Below are 15,723 nucleotides of genomic sequence, written 5' to 3' on the forward strand. Positions count from 1 at the left end.
CGGAAGGTCGGGCATGGTACGGCGGACGGCAGCTCAACGAGTTGCTCCGGCGACACGGTTCCTGGCACGCTCTGCGGGTGTCCTCACTGCCGACCACGTTCGCCGAAGACGTCCACCAGCCTCTTCAGACTCAGTTCGAAGCGTTCGTCGACGAGCACCGTCGGGCACTGCACGACTGCCTGGACGGGCTGACCGAGGAGCAGGCGCGGCAGTCCCTGGTCCCCTCCCGGACCACGCTGCTCGGCCTGGTCAAGCACGCCACGGTCGTCGAGAAGGTCTGGTTCGACGAGGCGGTGACCTGCCGGTCGCGGGCCGAGATCGGCATCCCGGCGACCCCGGACGAGTCCTTCGTCCTGACCGACGACGACACCATCGCGAGCATCCAGGCGGCGTACCGGGAGGCGTGTGCGGACTCCCGCCGGGCGACCTCGTCGCTCGGGCTGGACGACGTGCTGCCCGGCAACCGGCGCGGCCCGCTGCCGCTGCGCTGGGTGTACCTGCACGTACTGCGTGAGCTGGCCCAGCACTGCGGGCACGCGGACATCCTGCGCGAGCAGATCCTGAGCCGGTGACACGTCCGGGATCCGGACGGCCGGACAGTCCCAGGCTCCGGCCGTGACGATCGCTCCGGAGGTCCTGGATTCGGCGGCAACCGACCCGACGTCACCGGCCTGGGACCGGATCTGGCGGGAGTCGGGTGACCAGGGCAGCTTCGCCCCGGCCAGCGCGGCTCTGCTGCCCTGGCTGGCCCGGACCTGCGCCGCCTTCGCCCCGAGGGACCGGGAACGGGCGGTGGTCCTCGCCGGTTTCATCGCGCTCGACGCCACCGACGCAGACCGTGCGGTCTATGCCGACCAGGTCGCGGCCCTACGGGCGCTTGCGGTGGAGTGCCTGTCAGTCGCCTCCACCGACGACATGTTCGTCCAGCTTCAGCAGGCGGTGGCCGGCTTCGACGGTGACGAGATCTGGGGCAGGGAACTCGACCGCGTCAACGCCGGCGAGGTCGACGTCCAGTGCCCCGATTGCGACGAGGAACTGCTGGTCGACCTGCGGCGCGGGCACGCGGTGATCGAACCCGGCCTGCCCTCGGAGTTGGCCCGCCGGTTGCACGCCGAGGCTGTTCAGGCGGGCCGGGAGTCGGTTGCCGCCGCCCTGACCCGCCTGTTCGGCCGGTTCAGCTGTTCCGAGTGCGGTGCCGGCTTCGTCCTCGCCGACCACCTGGCCGGTGTCTCCGACCGCTAGGGTCCGGCATCGGCGACCCCTGGGGTCCGGCATCGGCGACCGCCACCCTGGGAGTTGTCTCTCGTCCGGGTGTCATGCCTGAGCGGCATATTCATGACTCTGAGGCATGACGCTCACGGTCGTATCGTGGTTTCCGGGACCCGGGCAGTACCGGAGACCACCCGCGTTACCGGGGCCCCAGCCCGGTCTTGCCGTCGAGCAGCTCCCGGGCGATGTCGAGGTGACCGGCGTGCCGGGCGGTCTCCTCGATCATGTGCAGGATGACCCGGCGCAGGTCGGTGATCTCGTCCCCGAGGTCGCCGGGGTGCCGGTTGCGTGGGGCAGCGTCCAACGGTGTGGCGGCGGCGATCTCGTTGGATCGGGCACACTGCGCCTGATAGAAGCCGAGCACGACGTCCGGCGGTCGCGGAGTGGTCAGCGGCGCGCAATCGTCGTCGGGCCAGGGCATCGGATCCAGGGAGCCGGCGACGATCTTCTGGAACCAGTGCCGTTCGGCGTGACTGAGGTGTTCGATCAGACCCAGCGGGGTCCACCCCGAGGGCACGACGGACTTGGTCAGGGCTTCCACCTCCAGGCCGTCGATAATCGCCAGTACGCTGCTGCGTTGCGCCTCCAGGAACATCAGCAGCGTCTGCTTTTCGGCGTCGTCCACCTGATCCCACACCCTCTCGACGTCTCTTCCGGAGATCCGGTCATCGGGACCGACGACGAGTCGGACCCGGCGCGGCGCACGCTAACAGCCGGCGCCGACAGTCTTTGATGGACAGACAAACCCGCTGTCGTGGCGGTCGACGACGGCCGGCGGGGCGGCAGCCTATCCGCCGCTGTCGGTGGTCCGCCGGCCTCCGTACCCGTCGGTCGGGGGTGGCGGGAAGCAGCCGGTGTACGCCCGGAGCAGCAGTGCCCGCCGGACCATCCGGGCCACCGGGACCCAGGCGATGAACCGGGCGTGCAGCTCGGCCGGGTCCGGTCCCGGGTTCGGGTGGAGCCGGTGCAGGTCCCCGGCCGCTTCCTGCAGGCAGAGGCCGAGGTAGACGAAGAGCGCGAGCGGGTCGAGCCGGTACTCGACCCGCAGGGTCGCCTTGGCGGTGTCGCACGGCCACGCCGTCTCGCAGACCCGGCAGGTCCAGGTGGGGCGTCGGGGAGTGTGCTCGACGCCGGGGCGTTCCGGGGTTGTCATGCCGGGCCGCCCGTCAGCCGCGGTTGTCGCCGGTGCGGGAATGCTGGGCCGGGGTCAGCGCGCCGGCCCGGCCGACCCGGTGGCCGAACCAGGTCGGGCCGTTCCAGGCGCTCCGCTGGTTCCACCCGCGAGAGCCGGCCGGCCCGTTGGCGGCGGGCCGGTCGTGCACCGTCCGTTGGTTCCGCGCCCCGCCGGGGTCGGGGTTGAACGGCATCGGTACGACGGGTGCCACGTCCGGGCACGTCCAGCGCAGCCCGCACCAGCAGTACCGCCAGAGTCGTCGCCAGTCTCGTCGGTGTGGTCGCACGGTGTCACCTCGCCGCCAGTTCGCACGGATCTGTGGGGTACGGGGACCGCCCGCGCCCGTACGGGCGGGCGCCGCCGGTGGGCGGTCCCCGTCGACGGAGCACGACCCGGTCCACGGGCGGGGTACGCGGGGGGAACGCCACCGCCCGGCGGGTTGGACCTCATCAACTCCGTCGATATCCACCCTGGACTCTGCACCCAGAGTGGCGGAATATAAACGATCAGCAGCGAAGGTGACAGTTCGGCTGAATCACGGGGAAGGAGCAGGAATGTCGATTCACTACGGAGGAATGGGAAGAATCCTCAAGTTCGCCCGGACCAAGGCCGGGCTGACCCAGGATCAGCTCGCCCAGCGGCTGAACGTCTCGACCTCGCTGATCGCCAAGTTCGAGACGAACCGGCTGGTGCCACAGTCGGACACGGCCCGCAAGCTCGACGTGGTCTTCGACGCCGGTGACACGTTCCAGGAGTCGGCGGCGGAGGCCCGCGCCTTCGCCCCGGACACCGCCTGGTTCCAACCCTGGCTGGACTACGAGCAGCACGCCACGATGGTCCGGAGCTTCCAGTTGGCGGTGGTTCCCGGGCTGCTGCAGACCGAGGAGTACGCCCGGGCGGTGCTGCGGGACGCCGGCACCCGGGTGCCGGACGTCGAGGTGAAGGTCGCCGAGCGGCTCGCCCGGGCCGAGATCCTGCGCCGCGAGCAGGACCAGTGCCGACTCTTCGCCGTGCTCGACGAGGCGGTGCTGCGGCGCCCGGTCGGCGGGTCGAAGGTGATGGCCGACCAGTTGCACGCGATCGTGCAGGCGTGCGCCCGACCGAACGTCAGCGTGGTGGTGGTGCCGGCCTCGGTGGGCGCCTATCCCGGGCTGAACGGGCCGCTGGCGCTGGCCACCGTGCAGGGTCGCACCGTCGCCTTCCTCGACGATCCGCTGGACGGCCACGTGATCGAGGATCAGGAGCGGGTGACCGCGCTGGAGGAGGCCTGGGAGGCGATCCGTGGGTACGCTCTACCCGGACAAGCGTCCCTCGAACTGCTCATGGAAGCGGCGGAGTCATGGAGCTGAGCAACATGCCGCGCTGGCGGAAGTCCTCCCGCAGCAACGGCCAGGGCGGTGACTGTGTCGAGGTCGCCGACAACCTGCCCGGCCACATCCTGGTCCGGGACAGCAAAGACCCGGCCGGCCCGTCGCTCACCTTCACACCCGCCGCCTGGCGCAACTTCGTCGACCTCGCCCGCCAGCACCACTGACCCGAGGGTGAGGGTTTGGCCGGCGGCCAGGTAGACGGCTCCAACCCACCGCGCGGGATCCAGGTGTCCGCATACCGGCCACCTGGATCCCCGCTGGAGCATCAACAAGCTTTCTGGACGATCTCCGGCTGGTCGGCGCAGAACACCGCTTGGATCAGTCCGGCCAGTGCCTGGGGGAACACGGTTGCCGGGTCGAGGTCCCTGGTGGTCAGCGAGGCGGTCAGCGTCTTGCGGCCGTCGGGCGTGCTGATCATCAGTGCCCCGTAGCCGCCGGGCGCACCGCCGTTGTGGTGGACGATGACACCATTGCCCGGGCCCAGGTCCTGCACCCACAGCCCCAGGCCGAGGTTGAACTTGCCGTGCGGAGTGAGCATCTCGGCCAGCAGCGGGGCCGGCAGCAGCTTGCCGCCCAGCAGCGCGGAGATGAAGGTGCCGAGGTCCTTGGCGGTCGAGATCAGGTCACCGGCGCCGGCCAACAGGGAGGGGTTCTGACGGCTGACGTCCGTCACCTTCCACTCGCCGGCGTCCTGGTAACGGTAGTAGCCGTGGGCGTGCGGCCCGGGCAGGTCCGGCGAGGTGGCCGACACCACGGTGTCCGACATCCCGAGCGGGCCGAGAATCCGCCGCTGCATTTCCTCAGCGTACGACCGGCCGGTGACCTTCTCGATCAGCAGCAGGGCCAGGGTGTAGTTGGTGTTGGAGTAGCTCTGGTCGGTGCCCGGCTCGAACCTCGCCGGTTTGGCCAGTGCGAACCGGATCAGCTCCTCGGGCCGATAGGTGTGGAACCGGTTGTCCACCCACTCCTTGCCCTGGGAGGGGAGTCCCATCACGAACGTCCCGTCCGCCTCGGGCTCGCCGGTGTAGTTGTACAACCCGCTGGTGTGCCGCAGCAGCATCCGTACCGTGATCCGCTCGTCCAGGCCGAGTTCGGGTAGGTGGTCGGCCACCGGGTTGTCCAGCCCGAGCCTGCCCTCGGCCACCAACTGGAGCACCAGGGTCGCGGTGAACGGCTTGGCGACGCTGCCCGCCCAGACCTGCCCGTTCGCGGGCGGCTCGGCGGTGTCCCCCAGCTTGTTCACCCCCGCGCGGCCGGTCCAGTCGCCCTGCTCGTCGTGGATACGCATCTCCACACTGCCGAACCCGGCGTCGACGAAGTCCTTCAGGATCTGGTGCAGTTCCGGACGTTCCTGCCCGGCGTCGTCGGCCGCGAGGCTGTGGGCGGTGATGTCGCCGTAGCTGGTGGTGGCACGGATGTCGAGTTGGGCGGTGGCGCCTTCGCTGTTTCTCAGCGTGTTGCGGATCCGGCCGGAGGAAGTGCCGGCATCCAGGGTGGCCGAGACCCCGTGGGCAGCGCCGATCGAGATCGCGCCGTACTCGGTGCGCAGCACGACCGTGCCGCGCACCGCCTCGGCGATCCGGATGTCGCCCTTCTGGGTGCTGATCTCCGCCGGGCCGCCCAGGCGGCCAATCGAGATGTCGCCGGCGTGGGCGACAAGGCGCAGGCTCGCGACCTCGTCGAGCTCGACCGCGCCGTGCGCACCGTCGAAGGTGACGTCGCCGAGCCGTCCGGCGACGCGGAACTCGGCGGCGGCCGCCTTGGCCTCGACCCGTGACCCGGCGGGAAGACAGACCGTCAGCTCGATGGAGCCGGACGGGCCGATGATCTGGTTCCGGGTCGGGGTCTCGATGCGCAGGAGGCCGTCTCGGTATTCAACGGTGGTCTGCTCCGCCGCCTTCACGTCGCGGCTCTTCGAGGCGTCCGTGGGCGCGACCTCGACTGTGGTGTCGGCCCGGTCGGTGGCGACGACCCGGACCCGCCCTGCGGGGATGTCCAGGACGGCGGCGATCGGGGTCGGGGTGTCGAACTTCTGCATGGTGCTCTCCTGAGGGTCCGTCCCCCTGGCGGGGACGCATGTGGTGGGCGTGAACCTGGCTGCGGTCGATGAGTTGTGTACGAGGGCTACGATCGTCCGCCGCCCTGACAGCGGACGGTCATGCCGCTGACGCGGCTTCTGACATGGCGTCACCGGACGTCAGGACGGTGGCGGAGAACGCCACCGCGCCGGGCGCCATCGCTCGGGAACGAACGGCAGGACGCCGCCCCGCTCGCTGTGGGCCTGCTCGAACGCGCCCAGCTGGCCGCCCAGGGCATCACCCACGTGCTACGCGTCGGCATGCTGCCCACCAACGGCTACGACCTACGGCCGGATTGGGAAGCCTTCCGGACCCGCCACCCGCAGTGGAAACTGCGCCTCCGGTTTGCGTCCTTCGTCGACCCGTTCGCCGGGCTCCGCCGTGGCGAGTACGACGTCCTCGTCGCCTGGCTTCCGGTCGAGGAGTCCGACCTCACCGTCGGCCCGACCCTGTTCGTCGAACCCCGGTTCGTGGGCGTGGCGGCCGACCATGAACTCGCCCGGCACACATCGACCCTGTTGGAGATGCTGGGCGACTTTCAGCAGCCCTGGTCGCGGCCGGACATCACCTTCCTGCCGGTCCGCGACCTGAGCGCACTGCGGTACGCCCTAATGTGGCACTCCGAGTCGGAGAACGACCCCATCCGGGCCTTCGCCCAGACCGTACGGGACGTCGGCCGGTCAACACAGCAGACCTGGCCGCGCGTCGGTACTCCAGCCGCGCCCACGCACGGCATCTCCCCCTCGCCCGGCCCGGTCACTGCACCCCGTCGGCGAAGGCGCGGAGCAGGTCGGCGGTGCCGGGGTCGGCGGGGAAGAACCCCTCGATGGCCAGTCCGGCGACGGTGACGTCGAGCGGGGTGCCGAAGACGGTGGTGGTACTCAGCAGTCGCAGTTCCCGGTCACCGTGGCGGTAGCGGAGCGGGACGAGGAGATCGGCCATCCCGCCACTGCTCTCCACCGGCACGGGCCCGTCGTCCCCGGGCAGGCGCCGGAGGTCGTCGTACAGCTCCTGCAGTCGCGGGTCCCCGGTGGCCGCGACCTGCCGGCGCAACCGGTCGAGGAGATGGGCACGCCACTCGGGCAGGTTGACGATCCGGGGCGCCATGCCCTCCGGATCCAGGCTCAGCCGCAGGACGTTGACCGGCGGGGTGAGCAGCCGATCGGCCGCGCCGGCGGTGAACAGGCCGACCGCGGGGTTCGCCTCGACGAGATGCCAGTGCCGGTCGACCAGCACGGCCGGATTCGGGCCGTACGCCCGCAGAATCTGCCGTACGGCGTCCCGGATCGACGCCATCTGCGGGTCACCCAACTCGTGCTCCGGATAGGCCGGGGCGTACCCGCCGGCGAGCAGCATCCGGTTGCGATCGGCCAACGGCACGTCGAGATGCTCGGCCAGCCGGAGGAGCAGCTCCGGGCTCGGCCGCGCGCGACCGGTCTCGACAAAGCTCAGATGCCGGGTGGAGATGCCGGTGTCGACCGACAGTTCGAGCTGGCTGAGCCGGCGTCGCTGGCGCCAGCCACGCAGGATCTCGCCGACCGGCGGTGCCGTCCCCCTCACGACCATGGTGCCAACCCTACGGACGGCACTGCCACCAGCCCATTACCTGCGAGGTAATCGACAGTCCTCGGGTCGGCGACAACCATCGGTCGTACCGAGGCGGTGATCATGCCGCCCGGACCGAGAGGAGATTCCCGTGTCTGCTGCGGACTTTGCCGAACTGGCGGAGCGTTACATAGCCGTCTGGAACGACACCGACCCGAAGCGGCGACGCCGGGCCATCGACGAACTGTGGGCGGAGGACGGCCGCTACGTCGACCCGATGGGCGTCGCCGAGGGCCGGGACGCGATCGACGCCACGATCGCCGCCGTACAGAGCCAGTTCGCCGGCCTGGTGTTCCGGCTGGCCGGGTCGGTAGACGGCCACCACAACCAGGCCCGGTTCACCTGGCAGCTCGGGCCCGCCGACGGCGAGCCGCTGGTGGTCGGGTTCGACGTCGCGGTCACCGACGGGAACGGGCAGCTGAGCCAGGTCCTCGGGTTCCTCGACCGGGTCCCGCTGCCGGCGATGAAGCCGCCGCCCGCGTACGCGATCGCCCACCTCCGCCGGGCACCCGTCCACCCGGACGTGTTGGAGTACCTGGAGCGCATCCAGGGCACCCTCGACCCCTTCGGGGGGCGGTTCGTCGTCCATGGCGGCAGCGTCGACGTACGGGAGGGCGACTGGCCCGGAGATGTGGTCATGATCGAGTTTCCGGACCTGGCCCGGGCCCGCTCCTGGTACGACTCGGCTGCCTACCAGGCGATCAAGCCGCTGCGGACCCGACACCTGCCCGGCGAGCTGATTCTGGTCGAGGGAGTTTCCGCCGACCACGACAGCGCCGAGATGGCGGCCGACCTCCGTACCCGTCTCGGGTGAGGCCGGCCATACTCAGGGAGCGTTCGACATGCCTGGACATGTCGAACGCTCCCTGAGCACGAAGGCGCCCGGAGCCCAGCCGGTCAGCGCTGGCGGGGCATCGCGCCGACCGGCGGCCCGGCCGGTACGACCACGTCCTCCTCGTCCACCACGGGCTGCGAGAACTGCGCGTGGTAGAGCCGGTGGTACGCGCCCTCGGCGGCGAGCAGTTGGGTGTGCGTACCCTGCTCGACGATCCGGCCGCTCTCCATCACCAGGATCAGGTCGGCGTCCCGGATCGTCGACAGCCGGTGGGCGATGACAAAACTGGTCCGGTCCTGCCGCAGTGCCGCCATCGCCCGCTGCAGCAGCACCTCGGTACGGGTGTCGACCGAACTTGTCGCCTCGTCCAGGATCAGCAGCGACGGGTTGGACAGGAACGCCCGGGCGATGGTGATCAGCTGCTTCTCACCGGCGCTGACGTTGTTGCCCTCCTCGTCGATGACGGTGTCGTAGCCGTCCGGCAGGGAGCGGACGAACCGGTCCACGAACGTCGCCTTCGCGGCTTCGACGATCTGCTCCTCGGTCGCGTCCGGGTTGCCGTACGCGATGTTGTCCCGGATGGTGCCGCCGAACAGCCAGGTGTCCTGCAACACCATGCCGATCTGGCCGCGCAGCTCGTCGCGCCGCATCGTGCTGATGTCGACCCCGTCCAGGGTGATCCGGCCGGCGTCCAGCTCGTAGAAACGCATCACCAGGTTGACCAGGGTGGTCTTGCCGGCTCCGGTCGGACCGACGATCGCCACCGTGTGGCCCGGCTCGGCGACCAGGGACAGGTCCTCGATCAGCGGCTTTTCCGGCTCGTACCGGAAGGAGATCTGCTCGAACTCGACCCGGCCGTGCCGCTCGGTCGCCCGGGCCGGCTCGGCCGGGTCCGGGGTCTGCTCGGTGGCGTCCAGGACGTCGAAGACCCGCTCCGCCGAGGCGACCCCGGACTGCAGCAGGTTCGCCATCGACGCGACCTGGGTCAGCGGCTGGGTGAACTGCCGGCTGTACTGGATGAACGCCTGCACGTCGCCGAGCGACATCGAGCCGGAGGCGACCCGCAGCCCGCCGATCACCGCGATCGCCACGTAGCTCAGGTTCCCGATGAACATCATCGACGGCATGATGATGCCGGAGACGAACTGGGCGGCGAAGCTGGCCTTGTAGAGCTCCTCGTTCTTGGCGGCGAAGGCCGCCTCGACCTCCCGCTGCCGGCCGAAGACCTTGACCAGCTCGTGACCGGTGAACGCCTCCTCGATCTGGCCGTTGAGCGCGCCGGTGTGCTGCCACTGGGCGATGAACTGCTTCTGCGACCGCTTGGCGATCTCCCGGGTGACCAGCACCGACAGTGGCACCGCGACCAGCGCGACGACCGCCAGCAGCGGCGAGATCCAGAACATCGCCCCGAGTACGCCGACCACGGTCAGCAGCGAGACCAGCAGCTGGCTCAGGGTCTGTTGCAGGCTCTGCGCGATGTTGTCGATGTCGTTGGTGACCCGGCTGAGCAGTTCACCCCGGGGCTGGCCGTCGAAGTACGGCAGCGGCAGCCGGTTGAGTTTCGCCTCCACGTCGGTACGCAGCTGCCGGATCGCCCGCTGGACGATGCCGTTGAGCAGGTAGCCCTGCCACCAGGAGAGCAGGCTGGCGGCGAGGAAGAGGGCCATCGCCAGGGCCAGCACCTGACCGAGCCGACCGAAGTTGATGCCGACCCCGGGGACCAGGTCGGTCATCCGGGCCAGCATGTCGGCGAAGCCGTCGTTGCCGGCCGCCCGCGCGCCCTCGACCGCCTGCTCGGGGGTGCTGCCGGGCGGCAGCTGCTTGCCGATCAGGCCGGCGAAGATGAGGTCGGTGGCGTGCCCGAGGATCTTCGGGCCGACGACGCTGAAGGCGACGCTGACCACGGCGAGCAGGATCACCGCGACGAGCTGCAGCCGTTGCGGCCGGAGCCGGCCGAGCAGCCGCTTCGCGGACGGGCCGAAGTTCATCGACTTCTCCGCCGGCATCCCGGCGGCCATCCAGCGCGGTCCGCCACCGCCGCCGCCTCCACCGCCCGGCAGTCGGGACGGTGCCTTGCCGGCCGCCGGGCCGGGGGCCTTTGTCGGTTGGCTCATGACAGGGCCTCCACGGTGAGCTGGGAGTCGACGATCTCCCGGTAGGTCGGACAGCTCTCCAACAGGTCGTCGTGTCGGCCGATGCCGACCACCGCCCCGTCCTCCAGCACGATGATCTGGTCGGCGTCGATGATGGTGGAGACCCGCTGGGCGACGATCACCACCGCGGCGTCCGCCGTCACCGGGCGCAGCGCGGCCCGCAGCCGGGCGTCGGTGCCGAGGTCGAGGGCGGAGAACGAGTCGTCGAAGAGGTAGATCTCGGGTCGGCGGACCAGGGCGCGGGCGATCGCCAGCCGCTGCCGCTGCCCGCCGGAGAGGTTGGTGCCGCCCTGGGCGACCGGGGCGTTCAGCCGCTCCGGCAGCTCCTCGACGAAGTCCCGGGCCTGGGCGATCTCCAGGCTGGTCCAGAGTTCCTCGTCGGTCGCGTCCGGGTTGCCGTACCGGAGGTTGCTGGCGATCGTCCCGGTGAAGAGGTACGGCCGCTGCGGCACCAGCCCGATCTTGTTCCACAGCAGGTCCGGGTCGAGGTCCCGGACGTCGACGCCGTCGACGTAGACGGTGCCGCCGGTGGCGTCGAACAGGCGCGGGGCCAGGGAGATCAGGGTGGTCTTGCCGGCGCCGGTGCTGCCGATGACCGCGGTGGTCTGACCGGCCCGGGCGGTGAACGAGATGTCCCGCAGCACCGGCTCGGCCGCGCCCGGGTACTGGAAGCGAACGTTGCGCAGCTCCAGTTCGCCCCGGACCGGCACCTCGGTGACGCCGTGGGTCGGCGGGACGACCGACGGGTCGGTGTCGAGGACCTCGGTGATCCGTTCGGCGCAGACCGCCGCCCGGGGCACCATGATCACCATGAAGGTCGCCATCATGACCGACATCAGGATCTGCATCAGGTAGCTCAGGAACGCGGTCAGCGCGCCGATCTGGATCTCGCCGCTGTCGACCCGGTGCGCACCGAACCAGAGCACCGCGACACTGGACGCGTTGAGCACCAGCATCACGATCGGGAAGACCACCGCCATCAGCCGGCCGACCCGCAGCGCGGTCGCGGTCAGGTCCCGGTTCGCGGTGTCGAAGCGCGCGGTCTCGTACGGCTCCCGAACGAACGCCCGGACCACCCGGATGCCGGTGATCTGCTCCCGGAGCACCCGGTTCACCGTGTCGATCCGGGTCTGCATCAGCCGGAACTGCGGCACCATCCGCTGGATCACCAGGCCGATCGCCAGCACCAGCACCGGTACGCAGACCGCCATCAGCCAGGAGAGCCCGACGTCCTCGTTCAGCGCCATGATCACGCCACCGACGCACATGATCGGCGCGGCGACGAGCATCGTGCAGGTGACCACGACGAGCATCTGCACCTGCTGCACGTCGTTGGTGTTCCGGGTGATCAGGGACGGGGCGCCGAACTGGCCGACCTCGCGGGCGGAGTACCCGACGACCCGGTGGAAGATCGCCGCCCGTACGTCCCGACCGAAGCTCATCGCGGTCCGGGCACCGTAGTAGACCGCGGCGATCGAGCAGGCGATCTGGACGGCGCTGACCAGCAGCATCCAGCCGCCGATCCGGACGATGTAGCCGGTGTCGCCCCGGGCGATCCCGTTGTCGATGATGTCGGCGTTGAGGCTGGGCAGGTAGAGCGAGGCCATGGTGCCGACGAGTTGCAGCAGCACCACGGCGGTGAGCGGTCGGCCGTACGGCCGCAGATAGGTCCGTAGTAGTCGGGTCAGCATGAACGAACCCCCGTGGTCAGGGCATGGTGACCGGTCATCGCCGGTCCGGTTGTGATGGGTCTGGCTGGTGGTCCGCCGCGCGCTGGTCCGGGTCGCGGCGGTCCGGGTCGTGGTCGCGTACGCCGTCGAGCAGTACGGCGGCGATCATCTCGGCGCTGAGCGGGTTGTGGTCGGTGATCCGGGGGTGTGAGCCGGCGAAGGCGAGCAGCCGGAGCAGCCGGGCGACCTCGGACAGCGGGTAGCGGAACCGGTGCTGGTCGGGCTCCAGCACCCGGCTGATGGCCTGGTGGATCTCCTCGTTCGGTGGGGTGAGGCGCGGCGGTTCCCCTGGCGCCCCTTGCCTGGCCCGCTCCTTGTCGTCGTCCGGCGGCCCGTGCATGCCGACCGAGTGCAGCAGATTAAAGATCTTGGTCAGTCGTCGTTGGAGGATCTCGGCGAGTTCGACGAGCCGCTCCTCCAGCGGGCGGGTCAGGTCCAGCTCGGCCAACTCGTCGAACAGCGGTGCCGGGTCCAGCGCGGTCTCGACGGCCACCTGGACCAGCCCGCTCTTGTGCGGGAAGACCCGGAAGATCGTGCCCTCGGCGACCCCTGCCGCCTCGGCGATCTGCCGGGTGGTGACCTTGACCCCGTGCTCGGTGATCAACTCCAGGGTGGCGTTGATCAGCGCGGCGCGGCGTTCGTCGGGCGGCAACGGCCGGGCCCGGCCGGACGGTGGCGTCTGATCCTGGTCGGTCACGGCGTCTGATCCTGGTGAGGCACGGCGGCAACAGTAGTGAGTGAGCGACTCACTCACAAACGATTTTCCTGGCTTGTGTCCGATCAGTGGAGGGGATCACACCCCTGCGGCCCCACCGGAACGTGTCACCCGCGCATGCCGCCGTGCCGCACAGTCACCAGGGTGACTGTGCGGCACCTCGTCGAACGGGGATATCCAGGCCGGAGAGCCGGGTCCGGCGGGTACGCGGTCACCACCACGTGCCCCGGACGTCCTCGTCTAGAGTTTGGGCGCGTACCAGGGTTTTTCGGCGGGTCGAACCGGACAGGCAGGGGTGTTGTCGGGTGCAGTTGACGGACTTGCGCGGTCGTCGGGTCGCCGTCTGGGGCACCGGCCGGGAGGGCGTCGCCGCGGTCAACGCGATCGCCCCGGTCGGGCCGGCCGACCTGGTCACGGTGATGGACCGGGAGACGTACGCGGCCAACCCGTGGACCGGCCGGCTCGCCGAGCTCGCCCCCCTGCACACCGGCCCGGCCGCGCTCGACGCCCTACTCGCCGCCGACGTGGTGGTCCGGTCCCCGGTGATCGGCGAAACCCACCCCTGGGTGGTACGCCTGCGCGAACACGGCACCCCGATCACCAGCGGCACCGCGCTCTGGATGGCCGAACACGCCGCCGCCACCGTCGGCGTGACCGGCAGCAAGGGCAAGAGCACCACGACAAACCTGATCAGCCACCTGCTCGGCGCGGTCGACCGGCCGAACGTGATGGGCGGCAACATCGGCATCCCCGTCCTCGACCTGCCGCCCGCCGACCGGTACGTCCTCGAACTCTCCATGTACCAGTGCGCCGACCTGACCGACTCGCCCGGCGTCGCGGTGCTCACCTCGCTCGCCCCGGAACACCTCGACTGGGCCGGCGGGGAGGCCGAGTACTACCGGCACAAACTCAACCTCGTCGGGCACGGCCCGGGTGCCGTCGTGTTCAACGCCAACGACCAGCGGCTGCGCGGCGAACTCGCGGCCCGCCCCGGACTGCCCCTGGTCCCGGCCGGCAGCGTCGACGGCGCTCCCGCCGGCTCCGCCGCCGACTCTGCCGGGGGCCGACCCGACGCCGCCGACCCGTTCCACGTCGCCCCCGGCCCGGACGGCACCGACTGGGTACGCCTCGGCGACCAGCCGCTCTTCCCGCGTACCGCGCTGCGGCTCGTCGGCCGGCACAACGGGTGGAACCTCTGCGTCGCGCTCGCCGCACTGCGGGCGGTCGGCGTCGACTGCGTCGCCGAACGGGACCGGCTCGCCGCCGCCCTGGCCACCCTGCCGACGCTGGAACACCGGCTCACCCCGATCGAGGACCCGTCCGGGATCACCTTCGTCGACGACTCCCTCTCCACGATCCCGCAGTCGGCGATCCACGCCATCGAGGCGTACGCGGACCGGCCGTTGACGGTGATCGTCGGCGGCGAGGACCGGGGTGTCGACTACACGCCGCTGCGCGAGTTCCTCGCCGAGCACGAGGTCACCGCCACCCTGATCGGCATCCCGGACAGTGGCCCCCGGATCCTCGACGCGGTCAAGGACCTCGGCACCATCACCACCGTGCTCGCCGACGACCTGGTCGAGGCGGTACGCCTCGGCCGCGAACGTACCCCGGCCGGCGGTGTGGTGCTGATGTCCCCGGCGGCACCCAGCTACGGCCGGTTCGACAACTTCGCCCACCGGTCCCGGGTCTTCCGGCAGGCGATCACCGACACCGCCGGCTGACTCAGGCCGCGCCGAGCAGGTTGCGCATCGAGCGGACCGTCGAGCGGATCTCCTGCAGGTACTGGTGCGGGGCGTACCGCTGCGGCCCCGTACCACCCGTAGCGCCGAGGCGGGCCGGGTCGAGGCCGACCGTGTCGACCCGACAGCCGTAACCGAACCGCAGCGACCGGACCGCGTCACAGTGCTGGAACGGCACGTAGAGCTGCGAGGTCACCACCAGGACCCGGTCCCCGGCCGCCGGTCGTACCTCGTCGGCCCAGAAGTGGTACGTGTCCGAGGTGTGCGCCCGTCGGCTCTCCGGCTCGGTCGACGGCGCCGCCAGTACGTGCACCGGCGGCCCGTCCGCCGGCCGGTAGCTGCGGACCGCCCAGGAATGGTGGGTGATCGGGCCGGTCGACGCCCGCTCCTCGGCCGGCTCGGCGTACCCGAACCCGAGGCGGATGCCGACGTCCATCACGTCCACCTCGTAGCCGAGCGGGGCGCCGGGGCTCTCCGGCAGGTCGAGGTCCGCAGTCTCGGCCGGCCGCAGCGGGCGGAAACTGCCGAGCGCGGCGACCTCGTCGACCGTCACGTCGCCGCCGCGGACCAGCTCGGCCGCGTACGCTGTCCGGTGCAGGCAGGAGCGGGCCAGCCCGCCGAGGACAAGCAGGTGGTCGTACCGGTGGGTCGGGGCGGGACGCGGCTCGACCAGGCCGAGCGCGGTGGCCGCCGCCCCGACCAGCTCGACGGTCTCCGGCGGCAACTCGGAGACGTTTATCTCGTCCCGCTCCACCGAGCCGGACCGGCTGCGGAAGTCCCAGTACACCGCCGAGAAGCCGTCGAGCCATTCGAGCAGTTCCGCCGGCGGCAGTCGGTCCGGCAGCCCACCGCCGAACGCGGCGACCAGGTCGCGAAGCGGCGGCGCGCAGACCCAGCCGACCACCCCGGCCGTCACCTCGGCGCGGGACGCCTCCGCCGCCCCCGTCGGCAGCGGCACCGGTTCGTAGCGGGTCACCCGTGTCCTTCCCTCTCACCGCCGCGCGCCCAGGGCGGCGCACACCCCGGAAAAAGCGAGCCGCGGGCCCGCCCCC

The 15,723-nt window shown here is 70.8% G+C and carries 16 protein-coding genes; 6 read left to right on the forward strand and 10 right to left on the reverse strand.

Annotated features, from left to right (window positions below; genetic code table 11):
- Nucleotides 1-77: 77 nt before the first annotated feature.
- Nucleotides 78-572, forward strand: coding sequence for a DinB family protein (locus tag ABGB21_RS34550; protein ID WP_347656786.1), 495 nt, complete (start codon nt 78-80; stop codon nt 570-572).
- A gap of 43 nt (nt 573-615) precedes the next feature.
- Entirely contained in the window at nt 616-1,242 is a 627-nt protein-coding gene (locus ABGB21_RS34555) for a hypothetical protein (protein WP_347681360.1), read from the forward strand.
- 166 nt (nt 1,243-1,408) lie between these two features.
- Here ABGB21_RS34555 and ABGB21_RS34560 read toward each other — a convergent pair whose 3' ends face one another.
- The 3 genes from ABGB21_RS34560 to ABGB21_RS34570 all read right to left on the reverse strand — a co-directional run bounded on the left by ABGB21_RS34560 (nt 1,409) and on the right by ABGB21_RS34570 (nt 2,729).
- Nucleotides 1,409-1,894 carry a DinB family protein gene (locus tag ABGB21_RS34560; RefSeq protein ID WP_347681362.1) on the reverse strand — a complete coding sequence of 162 codons (486 nt, stop codon included), beginning with the start codon at nt 1,892-1,894 and terminating at the stop codon, nt 1,409-1,411.
- Between the two features lie 162 nt (nt 1,895-2,056).
- Nucleotides 2,057-2,422 (reverse strand): hypothetical protein, encoded by a 366-nt coding sequence (locus tag ABGB21_RS34565; protein WP_347681364.1) that lies wholly within the window; start codon nt 2,420-2,422, stop codon nt 2,057-2,059.
- Between the two features lie 13 nt (nt 2,423-2,435).
- On the reverse strand, nt 2,436-2,729 hold the full coding sequence (locus ABGB21_RS34570; protein WP_347656794.1) for a hypothetical protein: 294 nt from the start codon (nt 2,727-2,729) through the stop codon (nt 2,436-2,438).
- Between the two features lie 289 nt (nt 2,730-3,018).
- Between ABGB21_RS34570 and ABGB21_RS34575 the strand changes: the two genes are divergently transcribed.
- Nucleotides 3,019-3,792: a helix-turn-helix transcriptional regulator gene (locus ABGB21_RS34575; protein WP_347681366.1), complete on the forward strand. Its 774-nt coding sequence runs from the start codon at nt 3,019-3,021 to the stop codon at nt 3,790-3,792.
- Complete coding sequence (locus tag ABGB21_RS34580; protein WP_347656797.1) at nt 3,783-3,977, forward strand: DUF397 domain-containing protein; 195 nt, start codon at nt 3,783-3,785, stop codon at nt 3,975-3,977. Before ABGB21_RS34575 ends, ABGB21_RS34580 begins: the two co-directional genes overlap by 10 nt.
- Nucleotides 3,978-4,078: 101 nt before the next feature.
- On the opposite strand, the gene ABGB21_RS34585 is transcribed toward ABGB21_RS34580, so the two are convergent.
- From ABGB21_RS34585 to ABGB21_RS34595, 3 genes are all read right to left on the reverse strand, one after another.
- Nucleotides 4,079-5,851, reverse strand: coding sequence for a serine hydrolase (locus tag ABGB21_RS34585; RefSeq protein WP_347681368.1), 1,773 nt, complete (start codon nt 5,849-5,851; stop codon nt 4,079-4,081).
- Nucleotides 5,852-6,175: 324 nt separating this feature from the next.
- Nucleotides 6,176-6,397, reverse strand: a complete 222-nt coding sequence (locus ABGB21_RS34590) for a hypothetical protein (RefSeq protein ID WP_347681370.1) — start codon at nt 6,395-6,397, stop codon at nt 6,176-6,178.
- A 250-nt stretch (nt 6,398-6,647) separates the two neighbouring features.
- On the reverse strand, nt 6,648-7,451 hold the full coding sequence (locus ABGB21_RS34595) for a helix-turn-helix transcriptional regulator (protein ID WP_347656812.1): 804 nt from the start codon (nt 7,449-7,451) through the stop codon (nt 6,648-6,650).
- A gap of 136 nt (nt 7,452-7,587) precedes the next feature.
- Here ABGB21_RS34595 and ABGB21_RS34600 point away from each other — a divergent pair, with 136 nt between their 5' ends.
- Nucleotides 7,588-8,310: a DUF1330 domain-containing protein gene (locus ABGB21_RS34600; protein ID WP_347681372.1), complete on the forward strand. Its 723-nt coding sequence runs from the start codon at nt 7,588-7,590 to the stop codon at nt 8,308-8,310.
- Between the two features lie 83 nt (nt 8,311-8,393).
- Here the strand turns inward: ABGB21_RS34600 and ABGB21_RS34605 are convergent, their stop codons facing one another.
- The 3 genes from ABGB21_RS34605 to ABGB21_RS34615 are packed head-to-tail and all read right to left on the reverse strand — an operon-like array spanning nt 8,394 to nt 12,911.
- On the reverse strand, nt 8,394-10,445 hold the full coding sequence (locus ABGB21_RS34605; RefSeq protein WP_347681374.1) for an ABC transporter ATP-binding protein: 2,052 nt from the start codon (nt 10,443-10,445) through the stop codon (nt 8,394-8,396).
- Nucleotides 10,442-12,175, reverse strand: a complete 1,734-nt coding sequence (locus ABGB21_RS34610) for an ABC transporter ATP-binding protein (protein ID WP_347681376.1) — start codon at nt 12,173-12,175, stop codon at nt 10,442-10,444. Before ABGB21_RS34610 ends, ABGB21_RS34605 begins: the two co-directional genes overlap by 4 nt.
- A 34-nt stretch (nt 12,176-12,209) precedes the next feature.
- On the reverse strand, nt 12,210-12,911 hold the full coding sequence (locus ABGB21_RS34615) for a helix-turn-helix domain-containing protein (protein WP_347681378.1): 702 nt from the start codon (nt 12,909-12,911) through the stop codon (nt 12,210-12,212).
- A 323-nt stretch (nt 12,912-13,234) separates the two neighbouring features.
- Between ABGB21_RS34615 and murD the strand changes: the two genes are divergently transcribed.
- Entirely contained in the window at nt 13,235-14,653 is a 1,419-nt protein-coding gene (murD, locus tag ABGB21_RS34620) for a UDP-N-acetylmuramoyl-L-alanine--D-glutamate ligase (RefSeq protein WP_347681380.1), read from the forward strand.
- A gap of 1 nt (nt 14,654) precedes the next feature.
- Here the strand turns inward: murD and ABGB21_RS34625 are convergent, their stop codons facing one another.
- Nucleotides 14,655-15,647 carry a hypothetical protein gene (locus ABGB21_RS34625; RefSeq protein WP_347681382.1) on the reverse strand — a complete coding sequence of 331 codons (993 nt, stop codon included), beginning with the start codon at nt 15,645-15,647 and terminating at the stop codon, nt 14,655-14,657.
- Nucleotides 15,648-15,723: the final 76 nt, after the last annotated feature.

This window comes from Plantactinospora sp. B24E8 (genome assembly GCF_039871735.1).
In the GTDB taxonomy this organism is placed as follows: Bacteria; Actinomycetota; Actinomycetes; order Mycobacteriales; family Micromonosporaceae; genus Plantactinospora.

Coding starts and splice junctions, on each gene's coding strand:
- ABGB21_RS34580 (WP_347656797.1), top strand. CDS start 3,783: ATGGAGCTGAGCAACATGCCGCGCTGGCGGAAGTCCTCCCGCAGCAAC.
- ABGB21_RS34605 (WP_347681374.1), bottom strand. CDS start 10,445: ATGAGCCAACCGACAAAGGCCCCCGGCCCGGCGGCCGGCAAGGCACCG.
- ABGB21_RS34585 (WP_347681368.1), bottom strand. CDS start 5,851: ATGCAGAAGTTCGACACCCCGACCCCGATCGCCGCCGTCCTGGACATC.
- ABGB21_RS34565 (WP_347681364.1), bottom strand. CDS start 2,422: ATGACAACCCCGGAACGCCCCGGCGTCGAGCACACTCCCCGACGCCCC.
- ABGB21_RS34610 (WP_347681376.1), bottom strand. CDS start 12,175: ATGCTGACCCGACTACTACGGACCTATCTGCGGCCGTACGGCCGACCG.
- ABGB21_RS34575 (WP_347681366.1), top strand. CDS start 3,019: ATGGGAAGAATCCTCAAGTTCGCCCGGACCAAGGCCGGGCTGACCCAG.